The sequence below is a fragment of the Variovorax defluvii genome (genome assembly GCF_039541515.1).
Lineage (GTDB): Bacteria > Pseudomonadota > Gammaproteobacteria > Burkholderiales > Burkholderiaceae_C > Variovorax > Variovorax defluvii.
This window is the reverse complement of sequence record NZ_BAABGJ010000060.1, coordinates 1-17,315: the sequence shown is the minus strand read 5'-3', so window position 1 is coordinate 17,315 and position 17,315 is coordinate 1. Positions and strand designations below refer to the sequence as shown.

The window sequence follows — 17,315 nt, the reverse complement described above, 5'->3', positions numbered from 1 at the left end:
CCTCGTCGAAATATTCATGTGACGGGCTGCCAGCGCTCGGCCGCTTGCAACTCCGGATCGGTCTCTAGTGCGCTCGCGCGGTCGCTCATCTGCGCCTCGTCGGTGCGGCTGCCGTGCAGCACCGTGCGTGTCATGCGCGCATCGCGCAGGTCGGCACCGGCCAGGTCGGCATGCCGGAAGTCGGCATAGCTCAGGTCGGCCTTTTGCAGCTGCGCGCCGCCGAGCACAGCGCCGGCGAAATGCGCCTGGTGCAACTGGCAGCCGTTGAAGCGCGCGCGGGGCAGGCGCGCGCCGGTGAAGAGGGCCTGGCGCAGGTCCGCGCCGCTGAAGTCCACGCCGCCGCCCCTCGCCTCGCAGAAGAGCGAAGCCGGCGCGGCCGCCTGGACGAAACGCGCCCCCTCGATCTGCGCGCCCTGGAAGTTGCACTGCCGCAGGCCCACACCGCTGAAGTCCGCACCGGACAGCTCGGCGTAGGAGAACTGGCTGCCTTCCAATCGCAGGCCATCGAAAGACTTGCCCTTCAACGAGGTGCGAAAGAAGCTGTTGCGCAGCATGCGCGAACCGGCCCAGGTGAGCCGCGAGAGGTCGCACTCGCTGGTGGTGGTGTACTGCCAGCTGGTGTCGTCCAGGCACACGTCGAGCAGGGAGGACTGGCTCAGCACCGCCGAATCGAGGCAGGCCCCGCGCAGCACCGCGTGGTCGAGCTTGCACTTGGACAAAGTGGCCATGGCCAGCATCGCGTCGGCCATTTGCGCATGGACGAGGTCGCACTCGGCGAACACCGCGCCGTGCAGGTCGCAGCGGCGCAGGTCGGCGTGGTCGAGCAGGCAGCGGTTGAATACGGCACGGCGCATCTGCGCATCGCTGGCCAGGACACCGCGCAGATCGCACTGGTCGAACACGGTTTCGCGCAGGTCGGCGCCGCGCAGGTCGGCCTCGGCCAGGTTCACGCGGGTGAATACGCCGCCGCCCAGGCCGAGGCGCCCAAAGGCGCCCTTGCTCAGGTCCTTGCCCTCGATCGTCTCGCCCATGGAGACGGCCAGCGTCAGCAGCAGCGGCGTCATGGCAACGCCTCCTGCTGCTCGCGCGTGAGGCGCGGCCAGGTGCGCGCGCGCGTGAGCAGCGCGCCGTCGAAGCGGGTGCCGCCGTCCAGCCGCACCCGCGCCAGGTCGGCGCCGAAGAGGTTGGCGCGGCGCAGGTCGCAGCCGCGCAGGTCGGCATGCTGCAGGATCGCGCCGCGCAGGTCCACGCCCGAGAGATTGGCTCCCTGGCAGTCCGCACGGCGCAGCAGCGCGCCCTGGGCCGCGGCCAGCCGCAGGTCGGCACCGCGCAGTCGGGCGCCGGACAGGTTGGCGCCGGACAGTTGCGCACGCACCAGCCGCGCACCGCCCAGCTCGCTGCCGCCGAAATTGAACCGCCGCAGGTCGGCCTCGCCGAGCTCCGCCTTCGCCAGGCTGCACCCCTTGACCGCCACCGCGCCGGCCGCCTTCGCGCCGCCCAGCATCACGCCATCGAGCCGGCAGGTCACGAAGGTCGTGCCTTCCAGCACCGCCGCGCGCATGTCCAGCCCCGCCATCTCGCATTCGATGAAGTTGCAGGACGGAAGCCGCGCGCCCGGCCAGCGCATGCCTTGCAGGTCGAGCTTGTAGAAGGTCTGGCCTTCCAGGTCGGCTTCGCTCCAGTCGGCCTCGCCCCAGGTGGTTTCGAGCAGGTTGGCCTTGACGAAGCGCGCGCGCCTTGCCTGCGTGCCGGCGAAGCCGCAGCGCATCAACACGGCATCGCTGAAGTCGGCGTCGTCGAACACCGCGCCGGCCAGCCGGGCCCGGCCCAGGTTGGCTTTGCGGAAGTCCGTGCCGATGGCTGTCGCGCCCTCCAGCTTCGCGTGCGCGAGCACGGCGCGCTCGAATCTGGCGCCCGACAGGTTGGCGCCGCGGAAGTCCACACTTTCCAGCCAGGCATCGCGAAAGTCCACGCCACGCAGATCGAGGCCGGAGAGATCGGCCCCGGTGAAGTCGGCACCGAAGAAGCAGCGGATGCCCGCCGCCACGCCGCGCGCGATCTCGTCGCGCAAGGCGGCCGCGTCCTCCGCGGGCATGGGATGGGCCGGCGATTGCAGGTGCGCGGCCTGCAGGTAGCCGCTGCGATGCGTTTCCTGCAGCATGTGGAGCTTGCTCAGCAGCGGCGGCAGGTCGAGCGGCGGGTGCAGGTCCTTGGACGCGGCCTGGATCTGCGCCAGTTGCAGCTGCGCATTGAAGAGCGGCGGCCCGCGATGGCCCAGCTCCGACAGCGGCACGCCCTTGGCGGCCGCCAGGGCCAGGCCTTTCTCGAGCGCGGTGAGCGCGTCGTCCACCGCGGCCCATTGCTGCGCCCGCGCTTCCTCGAGCCTGGCCTCCAGGTAGGCGGGCAGGTCCTCGCCCGTCCGTGGCGGCTGGGGCGGCTTCATGCGGATGCCCAGCGCATCCGGGTCCTGCCCCATGGCACGCACCTTCTCGCGCGCCATCTCGACGTCGAGCTCGGCACGCCGGTATTGCGCCTTGCCCTGCAAGCCCTCCATGGCGAAGGGGGCCTTGGCCTCCTCCACCGCCGGGTCGGCCGTCGAGATGCCTTCGGGCAGCAGGTCGCTGTCGACCAGCGCATAGACGGCGCCCAGCGAGGGGTGCGAGCGGCGCGCAGCCGCATCCAGGTAGTAGGCATCGTCGCGCACCCGGCCCAGGCGCTCGACGGCGCCCAGCAGGCTGGCCACATCCGAGGCATCGTCGGTGCCGATTTCGGCCAGCCCCTGGTAGATGGCGATGCAGCGTTCGGCATGCGGGAAGAACCACAGCGTGCTCAGCCGCAGCGGCACCTCGCGCACCTTGGATTCGCCCTCGGGCATGGCATAGCCGACGAAGACGCGCGCGCGCAGACCGGGCAGGCGGCCTTCGATGTGCGGTCGCGTGGGGTGCATGTGCTGGAAGGAGAAGGGTTCGTCGCCCGCCAGCGGCGCCTCCATCCACTGGTCGGCCGGCGCCAGGTTGAAGTAGCGCCAGTCGGTGTCGGGCGCGAAGCCGGGCGCATGCTGCTCCATGTAGCTCGCGTCGTAGGTGCCGCGGTAGGCCACGCGCTGGGGATGCATCGGGTCGAGCGCGCCGAAGCCGGCCGGCGCGATGGCCTGGCCCGGGTGCCGCAGGCGGTCGCCCGGCAGTTCGAGGTTGGGCAGCAACACCACGCCATCCCGCATCTGGCGGCCGCGGCCGGCCGGGTTCGCCGCGACATCGGGGCCGCCGTAGGCACGCGACCAGTCCAGCGGCATCGATCTGAAAGGCGCTGGTGCGCCCGGTCGATCGCCCTGCCAGATGCGGTCGCCGAAGACCAGCACGGTCTTCTCTCGCCCGCCCACGCGGGCCCGCACGGCACAGGCGTTCTGGCCGGCCGGCGGCCAGGCATGGCCATGCACCAGGAATTCGGGCGTGAGCTTGGACACGCCTTCGTCGATCATCGGCTGCACCATCTCCCGAGCCAGGAAGGTCCACATGGACTGCTCCGCCCACAAGGCGCCGCGCTCGCCCTGCTCGAAGGGCAGGTGCAGGAAGGCACTGACGCACAGGCCGAAGCGCTTGCGGAATTCGATGGGGCGCGTCGACAGGCCGAGCGCCTGGGGCTTGATGACTTGCATGCGTGCCGACTGCCTTCAGCTCCCGCCGCCACCGCCGGCGCCGCCCCCACCCCCGCCGCCACCGCCGCCCCCACCCCCGCCGCCACCGCCACCGCCGGTACCGCCTCCGCCGCCCGCGCCGCCGCCGCTGCTCGCCGGCGGAGGGGCAGGGATGGCGGAGCCGTCCGCGTTGCTCCGCGCGCCTTCCCTGGCCAGTTGCCCGGTGCCGATGGCGTCGCCGCCGGCGAACACTTCCAGGAACACCTGCAGTCCCGTGCCCACCACCGGCACCGCGCCCAGGATGCCGTGGTTGCGCCGCATGTTGGTCATCACGGCCAGCGACCGGAGGCGCGAGGACAGGCCGGTCATGTTCTCGGCCGCTGCTTCGTCGGCGGCGTCGTTCAAGGCCTGTGCGGCATCGGCGTATTGCTGGAGCGTGGCGCCGATGTCCGCGAAGGCGCTGCCCGCGCCGACCACCGCGCCCAGCGCGCCCGCCACCGCGGCGCCCGTGGCGGGGCCGCCTCCGCCGCCGGGCGAGATGGTCTTGAGCGGCGTGAGGTTGACGTCGGCCGTCGAGATCGACTTGATCTCCGGCGCCACGCAGTTGACCATCTTCACGCCCAGCGTGTTCTCGATGAATACGCCGCCGTTGTTGGTCATCGCCAGCGCCAGCGCGTTCTCGATGTTCAGCCCCATGAAGGTCGAACGGTTGATGCCGAGGTTGGCCTCGCTGTTGGTGCCGATGTAGCCGCTGGTGTTGGGCCCCAGGATCGTGGTGTTGGCGCCGATCGAGGTCTGGTCGATGTTGCCAACCGCCATCATCTCGATGCCGGTGTTGCTCATCAGCTTGATTTTGTTGGCCATCAGGTTCAGCGGACCGGTCGGCACCGTGATGTTCTTGGAGCTGGAGCCCGTGACCATCCAGTCGATGTGCGGCGTCTCGAACTTCATCGAGCCCGCCTTGAAGGACATCAGCCCCGTCACGCTCACCGTCTGGTTGCCCACCACCGTGTGCGTCTCGCCCGCCCGGTAGGTCGTCTTGCGCGCGCCCACCACGTCGACCGTGCTGGTGCCGCCCACGGTCAGCGCATCGTTGGCGTCGACGAAGGTGGTGCGGTTGCCCACCACCTGGTTGTTCTGCGCGCCCTTGACGGTGTTCTTCTGGTCCACCACCACCATGTTGGTGTCGTTGCGCGTCACCGTGCTCTTGCGGTCGCGGTCCACCAGGCTGGTCTGGTCGCGCTTGACGGTGATGGTCTGGTCCCGGTCGATGGTGGTGCCGTCGTCGCGCTCCACGCTGCGGCTCATGTCCAGCTCGGCGTGGATCGAGATCTTCTCCTCGCCTTTCTTGTCCTCGAACATGATCTCGTTGCAGGTGCCGGGGTTGCCGCCCGGCGTCGAGCGCGTCCTGAAGCCGCTCTGCGTCGGCGACGCATAGGGAATGGGCTGGTCGTCGTTGTAGAGCCGTCCGACGATGATGGGCCGGTCCGGATCGCCGTTGAGGAAGTCGACCAGCACCTCCTGCCCGATGCGCGGAATGAAATACCCGCCCCAGCCCTTGCCGGCCCAGGGCTGCGAGACGCGCACCCAGCAGGTGGACTTCTCGTTGCGCTTCTCGCTGCGGTCCCAGTGGAAGTGCACTTTCACGCGGCCGTGCTCGTCCACGTGCAGCTCCTCGCCCTGCGGCCCGACCACGATCGCCGACTGCGGCCCCGGCATGGTCACGCGCGGCGTGAGGCGCGGCGGCTTGAAGGGCAGCTCCACCGGCAACACGGTCAGGACGAAGGCGCAGATGCCGGGCTCGCCCGTGCGCATGTGCGGCGTCTCGTCCAGCAGCTCGCGCAGCACGTCCAGCGTGCCGGCGTTGACGGCGTCGTCCGCCAAGGCCTCTTCCAGCAGCTGGCTGGCCTGGCGCGGACGCTCCCGGAACTCCACCGACTCGTAGCCCGGGTGCGTCACCACGAAGGTGCAGGCGCCGATCACGTAGTCACCGTCGCGCCGGCTGTCCGGGTCGCCCTCGTAGGTGAAGCTGCGTCCGGCGGCGACGTCGGGCCAGTGGGTCAGCGCCCATTGGCGCTCGCGCCGCGCCACCAGTTCATCGGCCCGGATCTTGGCGATGTTCTCCGCGTCGTCGGGCGTGAAATAGTCGCCCGGGAACTCGAAGACCTCCAGGTCGCCGAGCTCATGGGTATCGGAAGCATCCACGTCGGCGCCGAGCTTCTTCTGGATGGCCTTGAAGTCGGTGTCGCGGGCGGCATGCTTGCCGCTCTCGAAGCGCCTGGCGCCGATCCAGCGGGTGATCTCGTTGAAGCGGCCCTCGCCGGCCGCGTCGTCGACCCAGCGCAGCGTGGCGCCCGCCGGCAGCTTCTCGTGCGCCACGTCGCTGCTGTCGGCCAGGTGCATGGTGCCCGGCGCATCGTGCGCATCGAACCAGTAGTAGATGCCCTCCTCCTCCAGCAGCCGCGAGAGAAAGGCGTAGTCGCTCTCCTCGTACTGCACGCAGTAGCGGTGCGCGTTGTGCGTGCCGATCACGCCGGCGGCCTTGTGCTTCTTGAAGCGCTTGACCGGGCTGTCCTCGCACACCGCGTCGAACACCTCGAGCACCTTCCTGTCCTGCTGGATCCACGAGTTCCGGCGCTTGGTGAGCAGCCAGAACCACGAGCGCAGGTGGATGCGGTACTCGAACAGGCGCCCCACCCGCGCGGCGCGCATGAAGCGCACGGCATGCCCCTGGCAATGGCGTTCGTGCCTGCCGCCGTCCGCGTCCTCGAACTCGATCACCACGTCGAAGGCGCGGCCGAGGATGTCCTTGGCATCGATCTGCTGGTTCGTCGACAGCACCGCCAGTTCATAGGCCGAGGGGCGCGACAGGCCCTCGTGCCCCACCACGCTCCAGAACATCAGCTCGGCGTTGACGGGCGAGTCGCTCTTGATGGTGAACTGGATGTCTTCGGCCATGGTGTCGCGGTCTTTCTTTCCTGCTTTCCTGTGGCCTAGAACGAACGAGGCGCCTCGTTCCGGCATGACACCACCCAGGCCTGCACCGCTTCGCCGGCTTCGCTGCGCAGCGGCGCGCGCCGGAGCTCATGGACGGCCAGGCCCGCCTGTGCGAGCGCCTCGCGCAAGTAGGCGTCGCGGTGGCTGTAGCGGCCGTGCGGGTGGAGCTGGAAGCCGGCGCCGTCCTGGCCCTCCGAGGCCTCGGCGGTGAAGACCAGCCAGCCCTGCGGCCGCAGCGCTTTCGCGGCGGCGCGGAACAGCCCGCGCAGCTCGCCGAAGTAGCACAGCGTGTCGGCCGAGACGATGAGGTCGTACGAGCCCGGCTGCGCGATCTCGAGGTAGGCGCCGAGCTCGGCCTTCTCCAGCGCATCGTAGACCTGCCGTGCCTGCGCCTTGTCCAGCATCCGCTGCGACAGATCGACGCCCCGCAGGCGACACGCGTAGGGCGCGAGGACGGGGCCGCACAGGCCGGTGCCGCAGCCGGCGTCGAGCACGTCCAGCGCGTGCGCCGGCTCGCCCAGGCACTGCGCCACGGCCTCGGCGACCAGCGCCGGACCGCGGTAGTCCAGCCCTCCCAGCGTCTTGTCGAAGTTGCCGGCGGAGGTGTCGAACAGGCGCTCCACGTAGGCATCGGCCGCGCGCTCCGGCGCCGCCTCGCCCGCGCAGGCCGCGAGATGGTGGAGCGCGATCGGATCGCCGGGCGCCTGCGCCAGGCAGTCCCGGAAGACCCGCGCCGCCTCGGCCAGCCGCCCGCTGCGGCGGTGCACCAGGGCCAGCAGCGGATACGCCGCCAGCAGATCGGGGTTCAGGCGCAGGGCCTCTTCCAGGCAGCGCTGCGCCTCGTCGAGGCGTCCCAGGCTCAGCAGCAGCCGTCCGAGATTGGCATGGACTTCGCTGCGGAAAGGATCGAGTTCGAGCGCCCGTCGCAATGCGAACTCGGCCTTTTCGAACCGTCGTTGCTCATGCAGCAGCACGCCGAGGTTGTTGTGGATGTCGGCATACCCCGGCGGCGCCAGCCGCAGCGCTTGTTCATACGCGTCGGCGGCGGCGTCCGCCTGGCCCGCCATCAGCAGCACGTTGCCGAGATTGCAGTGCCAGCCGAACTGCTCGCCGTTCAATGCGATGGCGGCACGGATCAGCGCGATCGCTTCCGCGTGGCGGCCCCGCTGGTGGACTGCCAGGCCCTTGAAGTGCAAGGTCTCGGCATGGTCGGGCAGCGCTTCGAGGATGCGGTCGTAGACCGGCTCGGCCTCCTCGATCCTGCCGGCGTTGTGCAGTTGCACCGCTCGGGCCAGCGCCAGGTCCGGGTCCCATGCTTCGGTGCTCGAATGTGATGGATTGCTCATCGGCCTCATGCTCCTTGTCGTCATGACGCCAATGAGTGGCCTGGGTATTGGACCGGTTCCGCGCCGCGGCCCGGCGCCCCTTGCACCTCTTCCGCCTCTTTCGTGCACGACACCACCCAGCCCTCGACCGGTTTGCCGCTTTCCATGCGCAGGTGCGCGCGCTCCATCGCGACGCCGTTCAGCCCCGCCGACGCGAGCGCCACGCGCACGTAGGCTTCGCGATGGCTGTAGCGGCCGTGCGGCTGCAGCTGGAAGCCCGCCGGGCCGTCGCCGGCCAGGGCCTCCAAGGTGAAGAACAGCCAGCCCTGCGGCCGCAAGGCGCGGGCCGCCGCATCGAGTACGTCCTGCAGCGCGCCGAAGTAGCACAAGGTGTCGGCCGAGACGATCAGGTCGTAGCGGTCCGGCCCCGTATCCCGCAGGAAGTCCGTGAGTTCCGCCTTGGCGAGGGCGTCGTACACCTGCCGGTGTGCGGCCTTGTCCAGCATGCCCTGCGACAGATCCACGCCCTCCAGCCGACGCGCACGAGGCGCGAGCAGCGGGCCGCACAGCCCGGTGCCGCAGCCGGCATCGAGCACATCGAGCACGCGCTGCGGCGGGCCCAGCCGGTCGGCCAGCGCCTGTTCGATCAGTTGCGGCGCACGGTACTGCAGGTGCGCCAGCTTGGACTCGAAGCTCTCGGCGAAGCCGTCGAACACCTTTTCCACGTAGGCATCTGCGGCGCGCTCGGGCACGCCCTCGCCCGAGCACGCGGCCAGGTGGTGCCTGGCTTGCGGGTTGTCGGGCTCCTCGGCCAGCCAGTCGCGGTACACCTGGGCGGCCTCCTCGAGGCGGCCGGCCATGCAATAGGTCATGCCGAGCGCATGGCGCGCCTTGATGAGGTCGGGCCGCAGCAGCAGCGCCTCGCACAGCGCCACGATCGCCTCCTCGGTTCGCCCCACCGCATGCAGCAGGCGTCCCAGGTTGGTCAGGGCCTCGGCGGATCGGGGGTCGATGGCGAGGGCGCGCCGATAGGCTGCCTCGGCCTCCACGGGCCGGTCCTGCGCGCGCCGCAGCACGCCGAGGTTGTTGTGCACATCCCCCAGCCCCGGTGCCAGCCGCACCGCCTCTTCGTAGGCTTCGGCCGCCTCGTCGGCCCGGCCGGCCTCCAGCAGCACATTGCCCAGGTTGTTCCAGGTGCCGGGTTCGCCGGGCGCAACCGCCAGCGCCCTCCGAAGCCATTGCAGCGCATCCTCGCTGTCACCCTGCTGGTGGCGCGCCACGCCGAGCGCGCCCAGCGCGCCGACGTGCTCCGGCCGGGCTTGCAGCACCACCCGGTAAATGGGCTCTGCCTCCGCCGGCCGGCCGTCGCGGTGCACGGCCTGCGCGATCTCGAAGGCCTGTTCGATCGTGAAAAGGCGCTCCTGCGGGGCAGCCTGCGCGCCCTCGGGCTTGAGCGTTGTTTCGGGGCCCATCCGTTCGCGTCGTCTGCGACTCAGAAGATCTGCGTGTTGGTCAGGTTCCTGACCGCGGCTGCGCCGGCACCCGGGAAGAACTCGCTGAACCCCAGGTTCACACAGGTCGCATGGTCCTGCTCCGTGAGAATTGTTCCCGGATCGGTCAGATCCACGAAGCCCTGGGCATCCCGCACGACGGTCTGCGAAGGCCGTATCTCGCCGCGTTCGACCCGGGTGACCTTGTCGCTGCGAAGGAAGCGCTTCTTGGTGATGATCGTGATCTTCCTGGCGGTCACGCTGGCGTGCCTGACCAGCGTGAAGGTCCAGTTGCCGGCCCCGTCGCGCAAGCCGAAGACCGCTCCCCACGGTGCCACGGTGAGCTTGGTGAGGCTGGGGTTCGCCTCCAGCCGTTGCTCCAGCTGCTTGGCCAGGGTCGCGTCCGCCTGATTGAGCTTCAGCTTGGCGCCGAATGCGCCGGTGGTCAGCTGCGCGTTCGTGAACATCGACACATCGCCATGCGGCGGCGAGATCGGCGTCGTGCGCAGCACCGCCTGCTTCATCTGGTAGTTACCGTTCAACAGAACGTTCGTGACGCGATCGATCGTTTCCTGGCTGGCGAAAGGCATGATGCGATGTCCTCTTTTCTCTGGGCCCCGGGTCACTCGGTCACGTACCACGCGAGGTAAGCGTCTGCGTTGTCCTGGATGTAGGCCTCCTTCACCTTCTTGTTGTCCGCCATGAGATTGCGCAAGGGGTCCGGATTGGTGGCAAAGCGCTTGAAGCGCCGCGCGCTCATGAGGGCGCGCAGGCAGTAGAGGTTGTCCGGGTCGGCCTTGAATTCAGGCGTTTCGGCACCGCTGAGCTTGCTCAGCTCCGTGTTCAGGTGATCAGGGCAATTGAACACACCGGGCGATGCGATCGCGATGCTGCCGCTGGTGAGTTTCGCGAAGCAGTCGAAGACCGCTTCCCAGAGATAGGTCTTCGAGGCCGCCGCGCCGACGTCATCCACCGGCAGGGGCCAGGTCGAGCGGGCGAACAGGCATCCCATGCTCTGGAAGATCTGTAGCGGCGTGTTGGCCAGCCCCAGGTCGACCGAGGTCGTGTTGTTGGTGGTGATGGCGTACCACTGCACGCGGTGCGTGTACTCGCCGTGGTCCAGCGCGCCGGCGCCCACGTCCTTCCATTGATATCCATGGCGCAGGAGGATGCGGTTGAAGTCCATGCCCTTGACACCCCCGGTCATGCCGGGCACGCCGCTGGGCAGGTTGACCGTATTGGCCCCTCGCCCCCCGGGCTGGACCTGGAAGCCGCCTCCGGTCTTCACGACGTTGCCCTGGGCGTCCTTGACCCCCACCCTGGCCTGCGAATGCAAGGTGGCACTGCGTGCCACCGGCTGCGCCATCGCGTTCAGCCCGTTGAAGCCGCAGCGCATTTCCTCCGCGGCGAAGACGCCCGAGAGCAGCTTGCCCGTCTTGAGCACGATCGGCTCGTTGCGCCGGTTTTTGAATGGGGCGGACTCGGGAAGGGCCAGGTTGGCCTTGGCCTGGTTCGCCCGCGTCCGCAATGCGCCGAAGTTGTCGACCTGCCCCCGGAGCGCGGCCCGCTCGTTGCGGCTCAGTTCGGCACGGATGGCATTCTCGAGCCTGACCAGCCCCGCGAGCACCTTGACGCGGTTGGAAAGAAAACTCCCGATCTTGCAGTAGTCGTCGATCAAGGCCGCCTTGCTCGTGACCAGGCAGCTGGCGTCTTCGTCGATTTTCTGCTGCAGGGGCTTGCCACCATGATTGGCCCAGTAGTGGTCGATGATCTGCGCGCGGAACTGGTCGGGCGTCAGCGGGCCCGTGATGGGAAAAGGCATGGCGATCTCCTTGTCCGTCGCGTCGCCCTCAGGCGAACTCGTACTTGAAGTTGGCGTCCGCGACGCCGACCGTCACGCCCTCGATCGCCTTGCCTTCCATCATGCGGTTGAGGAACTCGCGGCTGATGTCCGGCAGCATGGTGTTGGTGAGGATCGCGTCGATCATCCGCCCCCCCGATTCGCTCTCGGTGCAGCGGCTCACCACCAGCTTCACGACCTCGTCGGTGTACTCGAATGGGATCTGGTAGCGCGCCTCCACGCGCTTCTTGATGCGGCCCAGCTGCAGCTGGACGATCTTGCCCAGCATCTCGTCGGACAGCGGGTAGTAGGGGATGGTCACCAACCGGCCCAGCAGCGCCGGCGGAAAGATCTTCAGCAACGGATCGCGCAGCGCCTTGGCCATGCCTTCGGGGTCGGGCATCAGCTCCGGGTCCTTGCACAGGCCGGCGATCAGGTCGGTGCCGGCGTTGGTGGTCAGGAGGATCAGCGTGTTCTTGAAATCGATGCTGCGGCCCTCGCCGTCCTCCATGAAGCCCTTGTCGAAGACCTGGAAGAAGAGCTCGTGCACGTCGGGGTGCGCCTTCTCCACCTCGTCCAGCAGCACCACGCTGTAGGGCCGGCGGCGCACCGCCTCGGTGAGCACGCCTCCCTCGCCGTAGCCCACGTAGCCGGGCGGCGCGCCTTTGAGGGAGCTGACGGTGTGTGCCTCCTGGTACTCGCTCATGTTGATGACGATCATGTTCTGCTCGCCGCCGTACAGGGCCTCGGCCAGCGCGATCGCGGTCTCGGTCTTGCCCACGCCCGAGGTGCCGGCCAGCATGAAGACGCCGATCGGCTTGATGGGGTTGTCCAGGCCCGCGCGCGAGGTCTGGATGCGCTTGGCGATCATCTCCATCGCGTGGTCCTGGCCGATCACGCGCTGCGCCAGCAGCTTCGGCAGGTTGAGCACCGTCTCGATCTCGTTGCGCTGCATGCGGCCGACGGGGATACCGGTCCAGTCGGCCACGACGGAGGACACGGCATGCTGGTCCACCGACGGCAGGATCAGGGGCGACTCGCCCTGGACCTTCGCGATCTGGCCTTGCAGTTCGTGCAGCTCGGCCAGCAGCGCAGTGCGGTCCGGCGAGCCGCCCTCGGCGGCCGGCGTGTCCACCGGCTTGCTGCCGTCGCGCAGCTTGCCGCGCAGCTCGAGCAGCCGGTCGACCAGTCCCTTTTCCTCCTTCCAGCGCGCGTTCAGCGTCTCGAGCTGCGCCTTCGCTTCGGCCAGCAGCGACTGCACCTGCGCCGAACGCTTGCCCACGTCGATGCCGATGGCCGCCTCGCGGCCGATGATCTCCTGCTCCACCGTGAGCGCCTCGATGCGGCGCTGGCAGTCTTCCACCTCGGGCGGCATCGCATGCTGCGAGACGGCGACGCGCGCGCAGGCGGTGTCGAGCAGGCTCACGGCCTTGTCGGGCAACTGGCGCGCCGGGATGTAACGGTGCGACAGCTTGACGGCCGCCTCGATCGCCTCGTCGAGCAGTTGCACGCGGTGGTGCTTCTCCAGCACGCTGGCCACGCCGCGCAGCATCAGGATGGCCTTGGCCTCGTCCGGCTCCGGCACCTGCACCACCTGGAAGCGGCGGGTCAGCGCCGGGTCCTTCTCGATGTATTTCTTGTACTCGGCCCAGGTGGTGGCGCCGATGGTGCGCAGGTTGCCCCGCGCCAGTGCCGGCTTGAGCAGATTGGCCGCATCGCCGGTGCCGGCCGCGCCGCCCGCGCCCACGAGCGTGTGGATCTCGTCGATGAACAGGATGATGGGCGTGGGCGAGGCCTGCACCTCGTCGATCACCTGCCGCAGGCGCTGTTCGAACTCGCCCTTCATGCTGGCGCCGGCCTGCAGCAGGCCGATGTCCAGCGTGAGCAGCCTCACCTCCTTGAGCTGGGGCGGCACGTCGCCGCGCGCCAGCCGCTGCGCGAAGCCCTCCACCACCGCGGTCTTGCCGACCCCCGCTTCGCCCGTGAGCAGCGGGTTGTTCTGGCGGCGCCGCATCAGGATGTCGACGATCTGGCGGATTTCCTCGTCCCGCCCGGTCACCGGATCCATCTCCCCTTTCCTCGCCTTCTCCGTGAGGTCGACAGCAAACTTCTTGAGCGCATCGCCCTTGCCCATGGCGGCGGGAGCCATCGCGCCGCTGTCCTCGCCGGGCGCGCCCACGCTTGCGGCGCCTCCCATGCCGGTCCCGTCCTGCGCGCGCATCTTCGCCTCGGGCGAGGCGTCGCAGATCTTCGCGAAGTTGTCGGACAGGTCCTCGACCTTGACCTTCTCGAACTGTTTCGACAGCCCCATCAGCGGGTTGCGCAGGCTGGGCGTCTTGAGCATGCCCACCAGCAGGTAGCCGGTGCGCACCTGGGCTTCGCCGAACTGCAGCGTGGCGTAGGTCCATGCCCGCTCGATCGCGTTCTCGATGTGCGGTGAGAAGTCGCTGATGGCGGTGGCCCCGCGCGGCAGGCGGTCGAGCGCGGCCGTCATGTCCTTGGCGATCACGGAGATGTCCAGCCCGTAGTGCTGGATCACGCGATGCAGGTCGGAGTCCTGCGCCTGCAGCAGTTGGGCGAACCAGTGTTCCAGTTCCACGTAGGGGTTGCCGCGCATCTTGCAGAAGACCGTGGCGCCTTCGATCGCCTTGTAGGCCAGCGCGTTGAGTTTGCCGAACAGGGCGCTGCGACTGATTTCACTCATGGCTGTTTCTCCGTGGTCGGTAGGGGTCGTGATGCATCGCCGTCGATGCGGACGTCGGCCGCGTCGCGGGTGCGCGCACGCGTCCCGAGCCAGGACACCCAGCCCAGTCGCGGCACGTTGCCGCCTCGCGCACCCAGGCGCGTGGGCGGGACTTCGTCCTGCTTCAGGATCAGCTCGGCGTCCCAGTAGAGCTCGTGGCCCAGCAGCTGCTGCATCCAGCGCTGCAGCGCGGGCCGGGCCGTGCCGGTGGGCAGGAACATGCGGTAGCGCTCCAGCGACAGCGGCCCCAGGTGCAGCCGCACGCGGTGCTGGCGGTCCCAGGCGCGCCGTCCCATCATGGCGCCCAGGCCCAGCGTGCGCGACGCCTCGCCGCGCCCGAGGCGGGTGAGCTCCTCCTGCGGCAGCGTCATCCAGTGGCCGACCCAGCGCTCCAGCCGCACGGGGATGCCGAAGTAGGCGGCGAGCACCGCTTCCACACCCTCCGCGTTGTGCACCTGCCGCACCAGCCGGCCTGCGAAATGCAGACGCGCGTCGTCGTGGATCTCGTCGCGCCCCTGCCGCGCCGCGGTGCCGATGCCCACCAGCGCGCCGACCTGGCGGCGGAAGCCGTCCTCCTGCGGCCGGTCCATGCCCACCGCGGGCCGCGCCTGCGCCCACGCGCGGTAGAAGAGCAGCGAGAAGCGGTGCGCGAAGGTGTCGAGGAAGGCGAGCCAGGTCGGATCGCCATGGTTGAAGGTGCGCTCGCGGATGAAGTCGCTCAGGTGCAACGGCAGCGGGCCGTTGGGCCCGAGGTAGCCGAAGAACTGCTGGCGCAGGCGCGGCGGCGCATGTGCGGTGGCCGGCTCGAAGCGGCTGAAGCTCGCCGGTGCGAAGGACAGCGAGGGCTCCTGTCCGACGCGCACCGGCTCGGCGCCCGGCAGCAGCGCGCGGCCCCAGCGCGGCGCCGGCGCGGCGAGGGCTTCGAGCCGCCGCAGCAGCGCGAAGTAGTCGTAGGCCCAGGGCTCGGCGCTGGCGGCCTGCACGCGCTGGCCGACCGTCTCGGCCGCGGCCGGTGGCGCGGGGAGCTTCACAGGATCGGGCGTGCCCCGCACAGCGGCCTCCAGCGCATGATCTCGCCGCGGCCGGCCGCGGTGAGCACGGTCTCGACGAAGTGGTTGACCTCGACGTGTCGCGCCAGGTAGCGTGCCATGACGGCACCGAAGAGGAAGGCGCTGTGCCCGTGGAAGGCGCTGCGTTCCACCTCGAGCGTGACCTCGAGCCCGCGGCCGAAGGCGATCGGCCCGGGCAGCGGCAGGCGCCGCGCCACCGGCTTCGCGCGCACCGACAGCAGGCCGCGCACCTGGCCCTGCCGCGCCTCGTCGGCCAGACCCGCGTAGAGCATGAGCATCTCGCGCAGGGCCGCCGCTCCCTGCTGCGGCGAGCTGTCGGCCAGCGACAGGTAGTTGAGCGCCAGGTGGTCGATGACGCGCCAGCCCAGTCCCTGGCTCACCACCGGCGACACCGGCCGCGACGGGCCGCGCACCATGCGCACGCGCTGCGCGGGGAAGGAGTCGATGCAGTCGAAGTCGTTGTCACGGCCCATGGGCAGGAGCAGCGGCAGGTCGCGGTTGGTGACCAGCGCGCTCACGGCGAGCTGCCGCAGCGAGCCCGCGTAGGGTGCCTGCTGCGGGTCGACGATCTGCATGTAGACCTCGGAGCCGATGTGGCTGCTGCGATGCCCTTCGGTGCGCTGCCGCGTCGAGGGCATGCGCGGCTCGCGGGTGGTGGTGAAGTAGGCGGGGTGTCCGTGGCGGCTGCCGTGGAAGGCGGCGTAGAAGGGCAGGAAGGGCTGCTCCGGCGCCACTTCACCGTTGCCCGGCGTGCCGTGCCCGATGACCTGGGTGACGGTGTGGACCTCGAAATCCTGCGGCCGCGTGCGATCGGGCAGCAGGTGGAACTGGCTCACGCCTTCCGTCACGGTGACGCGGTCGAGCCGCTTGTTGAACAGGTTGATGGCGGGTACGCAGTGCAGCCGCACGTTGTCGGCGCTGACCAGCTTCTCGAGCGCCGCATCGCCGCGCGAGAACAGCACGACGATTTCGATCTCGGTGCTTTCCATGCCGGCCAGGGCGCGCTGCAGGCCCGTGATGCGGGCGAACTGGAAGCGCTGCGGGAAGGCGAAGTACTCCTGCACGAGGCGGTAGCCGGAGAAGCCGGTGGCGGTGACGGGCAGCAGCGCTTCGTCGTCCTCGAAGCCGACCGCTTCGACGGCGCTGCCCGGCAGGTGGCGCACGGCGCCGGCGGAAGCGCCTGCGCTCAGTGGCTGCACCAGCACGCCGATGGGTTTGCCGAGCATGCATTCGTGGAGTTGCCAGGCCACGTCTTCGGCGCCGCCGAAATGGAGGAGCAGGTCGTCAAGGGGGACCTGGTCGAACTTCAGGCCGGCGGTGGCGCGCAACGCGATGCGCAGGCCGCCTCTGATCTCGCGCGACTGCGGGTGCTGGGCCAGCGGGAGGTCCGGGGCATAGCTGAAGTACTGGGCGCGCTGGACTTCCACGGGCCACACGCGCAGGGCGCGCGAGGTGCGGAACTCGCAGTGCGTGTTCTGGCCGACGGCCTGGCGGGCACGCAGGCCACTGCCACGCTGGAGCGTGGGGCCATGGGCCAGGTTGGCGTCGTCGGGGTCGCAGGTTACCGAGACCACCACCATCGAGGGGGTGGGGGCCATGAAGTGCGGATAGACGATGTCGAGGAGGTGGCCGGTGAAGCGGGGGTACTCGGCGTCGAGCTTGAGGTTGACGCGGGCCGAGAGGAAAGCGGTGGCTTCGATCAGCCGTTCGACGTAGGGGTCGGCGATGTCCTGGGATTCGATGCCCAGGCGGTGGGCGATCTTGGGGAAGGCGCGGGCGAATTCGCCGGCGCTTTCGCGGAAGTATCGGAGTTCTTGTTCGTAGAGGGTGAGGAGGCGGGGGTCCATGGTCTTACTCACTCTCCTGCGTTCTCTGCCTCTGACTCTGGGAGACGGTTGGGGTGATGTCTTGCTTCCTCTCCCTTCCGGGAATTCGCTCCTGCAGCCTTGGTTTTTGCCTTGCTCGTTGTTTGGCGCAGGAGCCGGGAATTCGCTTCTTGGGCCCTTGTTTTGGCCTTGCTTGTTGGTTGGCGCAGGAGCCTTGAATTTGCCTCTTGGGCCTTTGTTTTGGCCTTGTTGGTTGTTTGGCGCAGGAGCCGGGAATTTGCCTCTTGGGCCTTTGTTTTGGCCTTGTTGGTTGTTTGGCGCAGGAGCCGGGAATTCGCCCCGGCGGGCGAGTTACTTTCTTTGTCTCGCCAAAGAAAGTAACCAAAGAAA

At 69.2% G+C, this 17,315-nt stretch carries 11 protein-coding genes; all 11 read right to left on the bottom strand.

The features are described from left to right. Positions 1–14 precede the first annotated feature (14 nt). Positions 15–1,064 (bottom strand): pentapeptide repeat-containing protein, encoded by a 1,050-nt coding sequence (locus ABEA07_RS18770; protein ID WP_345539727.1) that lies wholly within the window; start codon positions 1,062–1,064, stop codon positions 15–17. Then, the gene (locus ABEA07_RS18765; RefSeq protein WP_345539726.1) at positions 1,061–3,655 is read right to left on the bottom strand and encodes a DUF2169 family type VI secretion system accessory protein; all 2,595 of its coding nucleotides are present in this window, start codon (positions 3,653–3,655) and stop codon (positions 1,061–1,063) included. The genes ABEA07_RS18770 and ABEA07_RS18765 overlap by 4 nt, the downstream gene beginning before the upstream one ends. Positions 3,656–3,670: 15 nt before the next feature. Further along, positions 3,671–6,592 (bottom strand): type VI secretion system Vgr family protein, encoded by a 2,922-nt coding sequence (locus ABEA07_RS18760; RefSeq protein WP_345539725.1) that lies wholly within the window; start codon positions 6,590–6,592, stop codon positions 3,671–3,673. Between the two features lie 35 nt (positions 6,593–6,627). Then, positions 6,628–7,977, bottom strand: a complete 1,350-nt coding sequence (locus tag ABEA07_RS18755; RefSeq protein WP_345539724.1) for a tetratricopeptide repeat protein — start codon at positions 7,975–7,977, stop codon at positions 6,628–6,630. Positions 7,978–7,997: 20 nt separating this feature from the next. Next, positions 7,998–9,428: a tetratricopeptide repeat protein gene (locus tag ABEA07_RS18750; RefSeq protein ID WP_345539723.1), complete on the bottom strand. Its 1,431-nt coding sequence runs from the start codon at positions 9,426–9,428 to the stop codon at positions 7,998–8,000. A gap of 20 nt (positions 9,429–9,448) precedes the next feature. Then, on the bottom strand, positions 9,449–10,036 hold the full coding sequence (locus ABEA07_RS18745; protein WP_345539722.1) for a hypothetical protein: 588 nt from the start codon (positions 10,034–10,036) through the stop codon (positions 9,449–9,451). Between the two features lie 32 nt (positions 10,037–10,068). Further along, positions 10,069–11,268: a LirA/MavJ family T4SS effector gene (locus tag ABEA07_RS18740; protein WP_345539721.1), complete on the bottom strand. Its 1,200-nt coding sequence runs from the start codon at positions 11,266–11,268 to the stop codon at positions 10,069–10,071. A 28-nt stretch (positions 11,269–11,296) separates the two neighbouring features. Beyond that, positions 11,297–13,990, bottom strand: a complete 2,694-nt coding sequence (gene tssH, locus ABEA07_RS18735) for a type VI secretion system ATPase TssH (RefSeq protein WP_345539720.1) — start codon at positions 13,988–13,990, stop codon at positions 11,297–11,299. Next, positions 13,987–15,060 carry a type VI secretion system baseplate subunit TssG gene (gene tssG, locus ABEA07_RS18730; protein WP_345539719.1) on the bottom strand — a complete coding sequence of 358 codons (1,074 nt, stop codon included), beginning with the start codon at positions 15,058–15,060 and terminating at the stop codon, positions 13,987–13,989. The genes tssH and tssG overlap by 4 nt, the downstream gene beginning before the upstream one ends. Beyond that, complete coding sequence (gene tssF / locus ABEA07_RS18725) at positions 15,057–16,946, bottom strand: type VI secretion system baseplate subunit TssF (protein WP_345539718.1); 1,890 nt, start codon at positions 16,944–16,946, stop codon at positions 15,057–15,059. The genes tssG and tssF overlap by 4 nt, the downstream gene beginning before the upstream one ends. Positions 16,947–16,954: 8 nt before the next feature. Beyond that, positions 16,955–17,315: hypothetical protein (locus ABEA07_RS18720; RefSeq protein WP_345539717.1), on the bottom strand; the 361-nt coding region annotated here is incomplete at its 5' end.

What these genes read in the sequence shown, in the direction of transcription:
- ABEA07_RS18770 (WP_345539727.1), bottom strand. Translation starts at nt 1,064, where the DNA reads ATGACGCCGCTGCTGCTGACGCTGGCCGTCTCCATGGGCGAGACGATC.
- ABEA07_RS18765 (WP_345539726.1), bottom strand. Translation starts at nt 3,655, where the DNA reads ATGCAAGTCATCAAGCCCCAGGCGCTCGGCCTGTCGACGCGCCCCATC.
- ABEA07_RS18760 (WP_345539725.1), bottom strand. Translation starts at nt 6,592, where the DNA reads ATGGCCGAAGACATCCAGTTCACCATCAAGAGCGACTCGCCCGTCAAC.
- ABEA07_RS18755 (WP_345539724.1), bottom strand. Translation starts at nt 7,977, where the DNA reads ATGAGCAATCCATCACATTCGAGCACCGAAGCATGGGACCCGGACCTG.
- ABEA07_RS18750 (WP_345539723.1), bottom strand. Translation starts at nt 9,428, where the DNA reads ATGGGCCCCGAAACAACGCTCAAGCCCGAGGGCGCGCAGGCTGCCCCG.
- ABEA07_RS18745 (WP_345539722.1), bottom strand. Translation starts at nt 10,036, where the DNA reads ATGCCTTTCGCCAGCCAGGAAACGATCGATCGCGTCACGAACGTTCTG.
- ABEA07_RS18740 (WP_345539721.1), bottom strand. Translation starts at nt 11,268, where the DNA reads ATGCCTTTTCCCATCACGGGCCCGCTGACGCCCGACCAGTTCCGCGCG.
- tssH (WP_345539720.1), bottom strand. Translation starts at nt 13,990, where the DNA reads ATGAGTGAAATCAGTCGCAGCGCCCTGTTCGGCAAACTCAACGCGCTG.
- tssF (WP_345539718.1), bottom strand. Translation starts at nt 16,946, where the DNA reads ATGGACCCCCGCCTCCTCACCCTCTACGAACAAGAACTCCGATACTTC.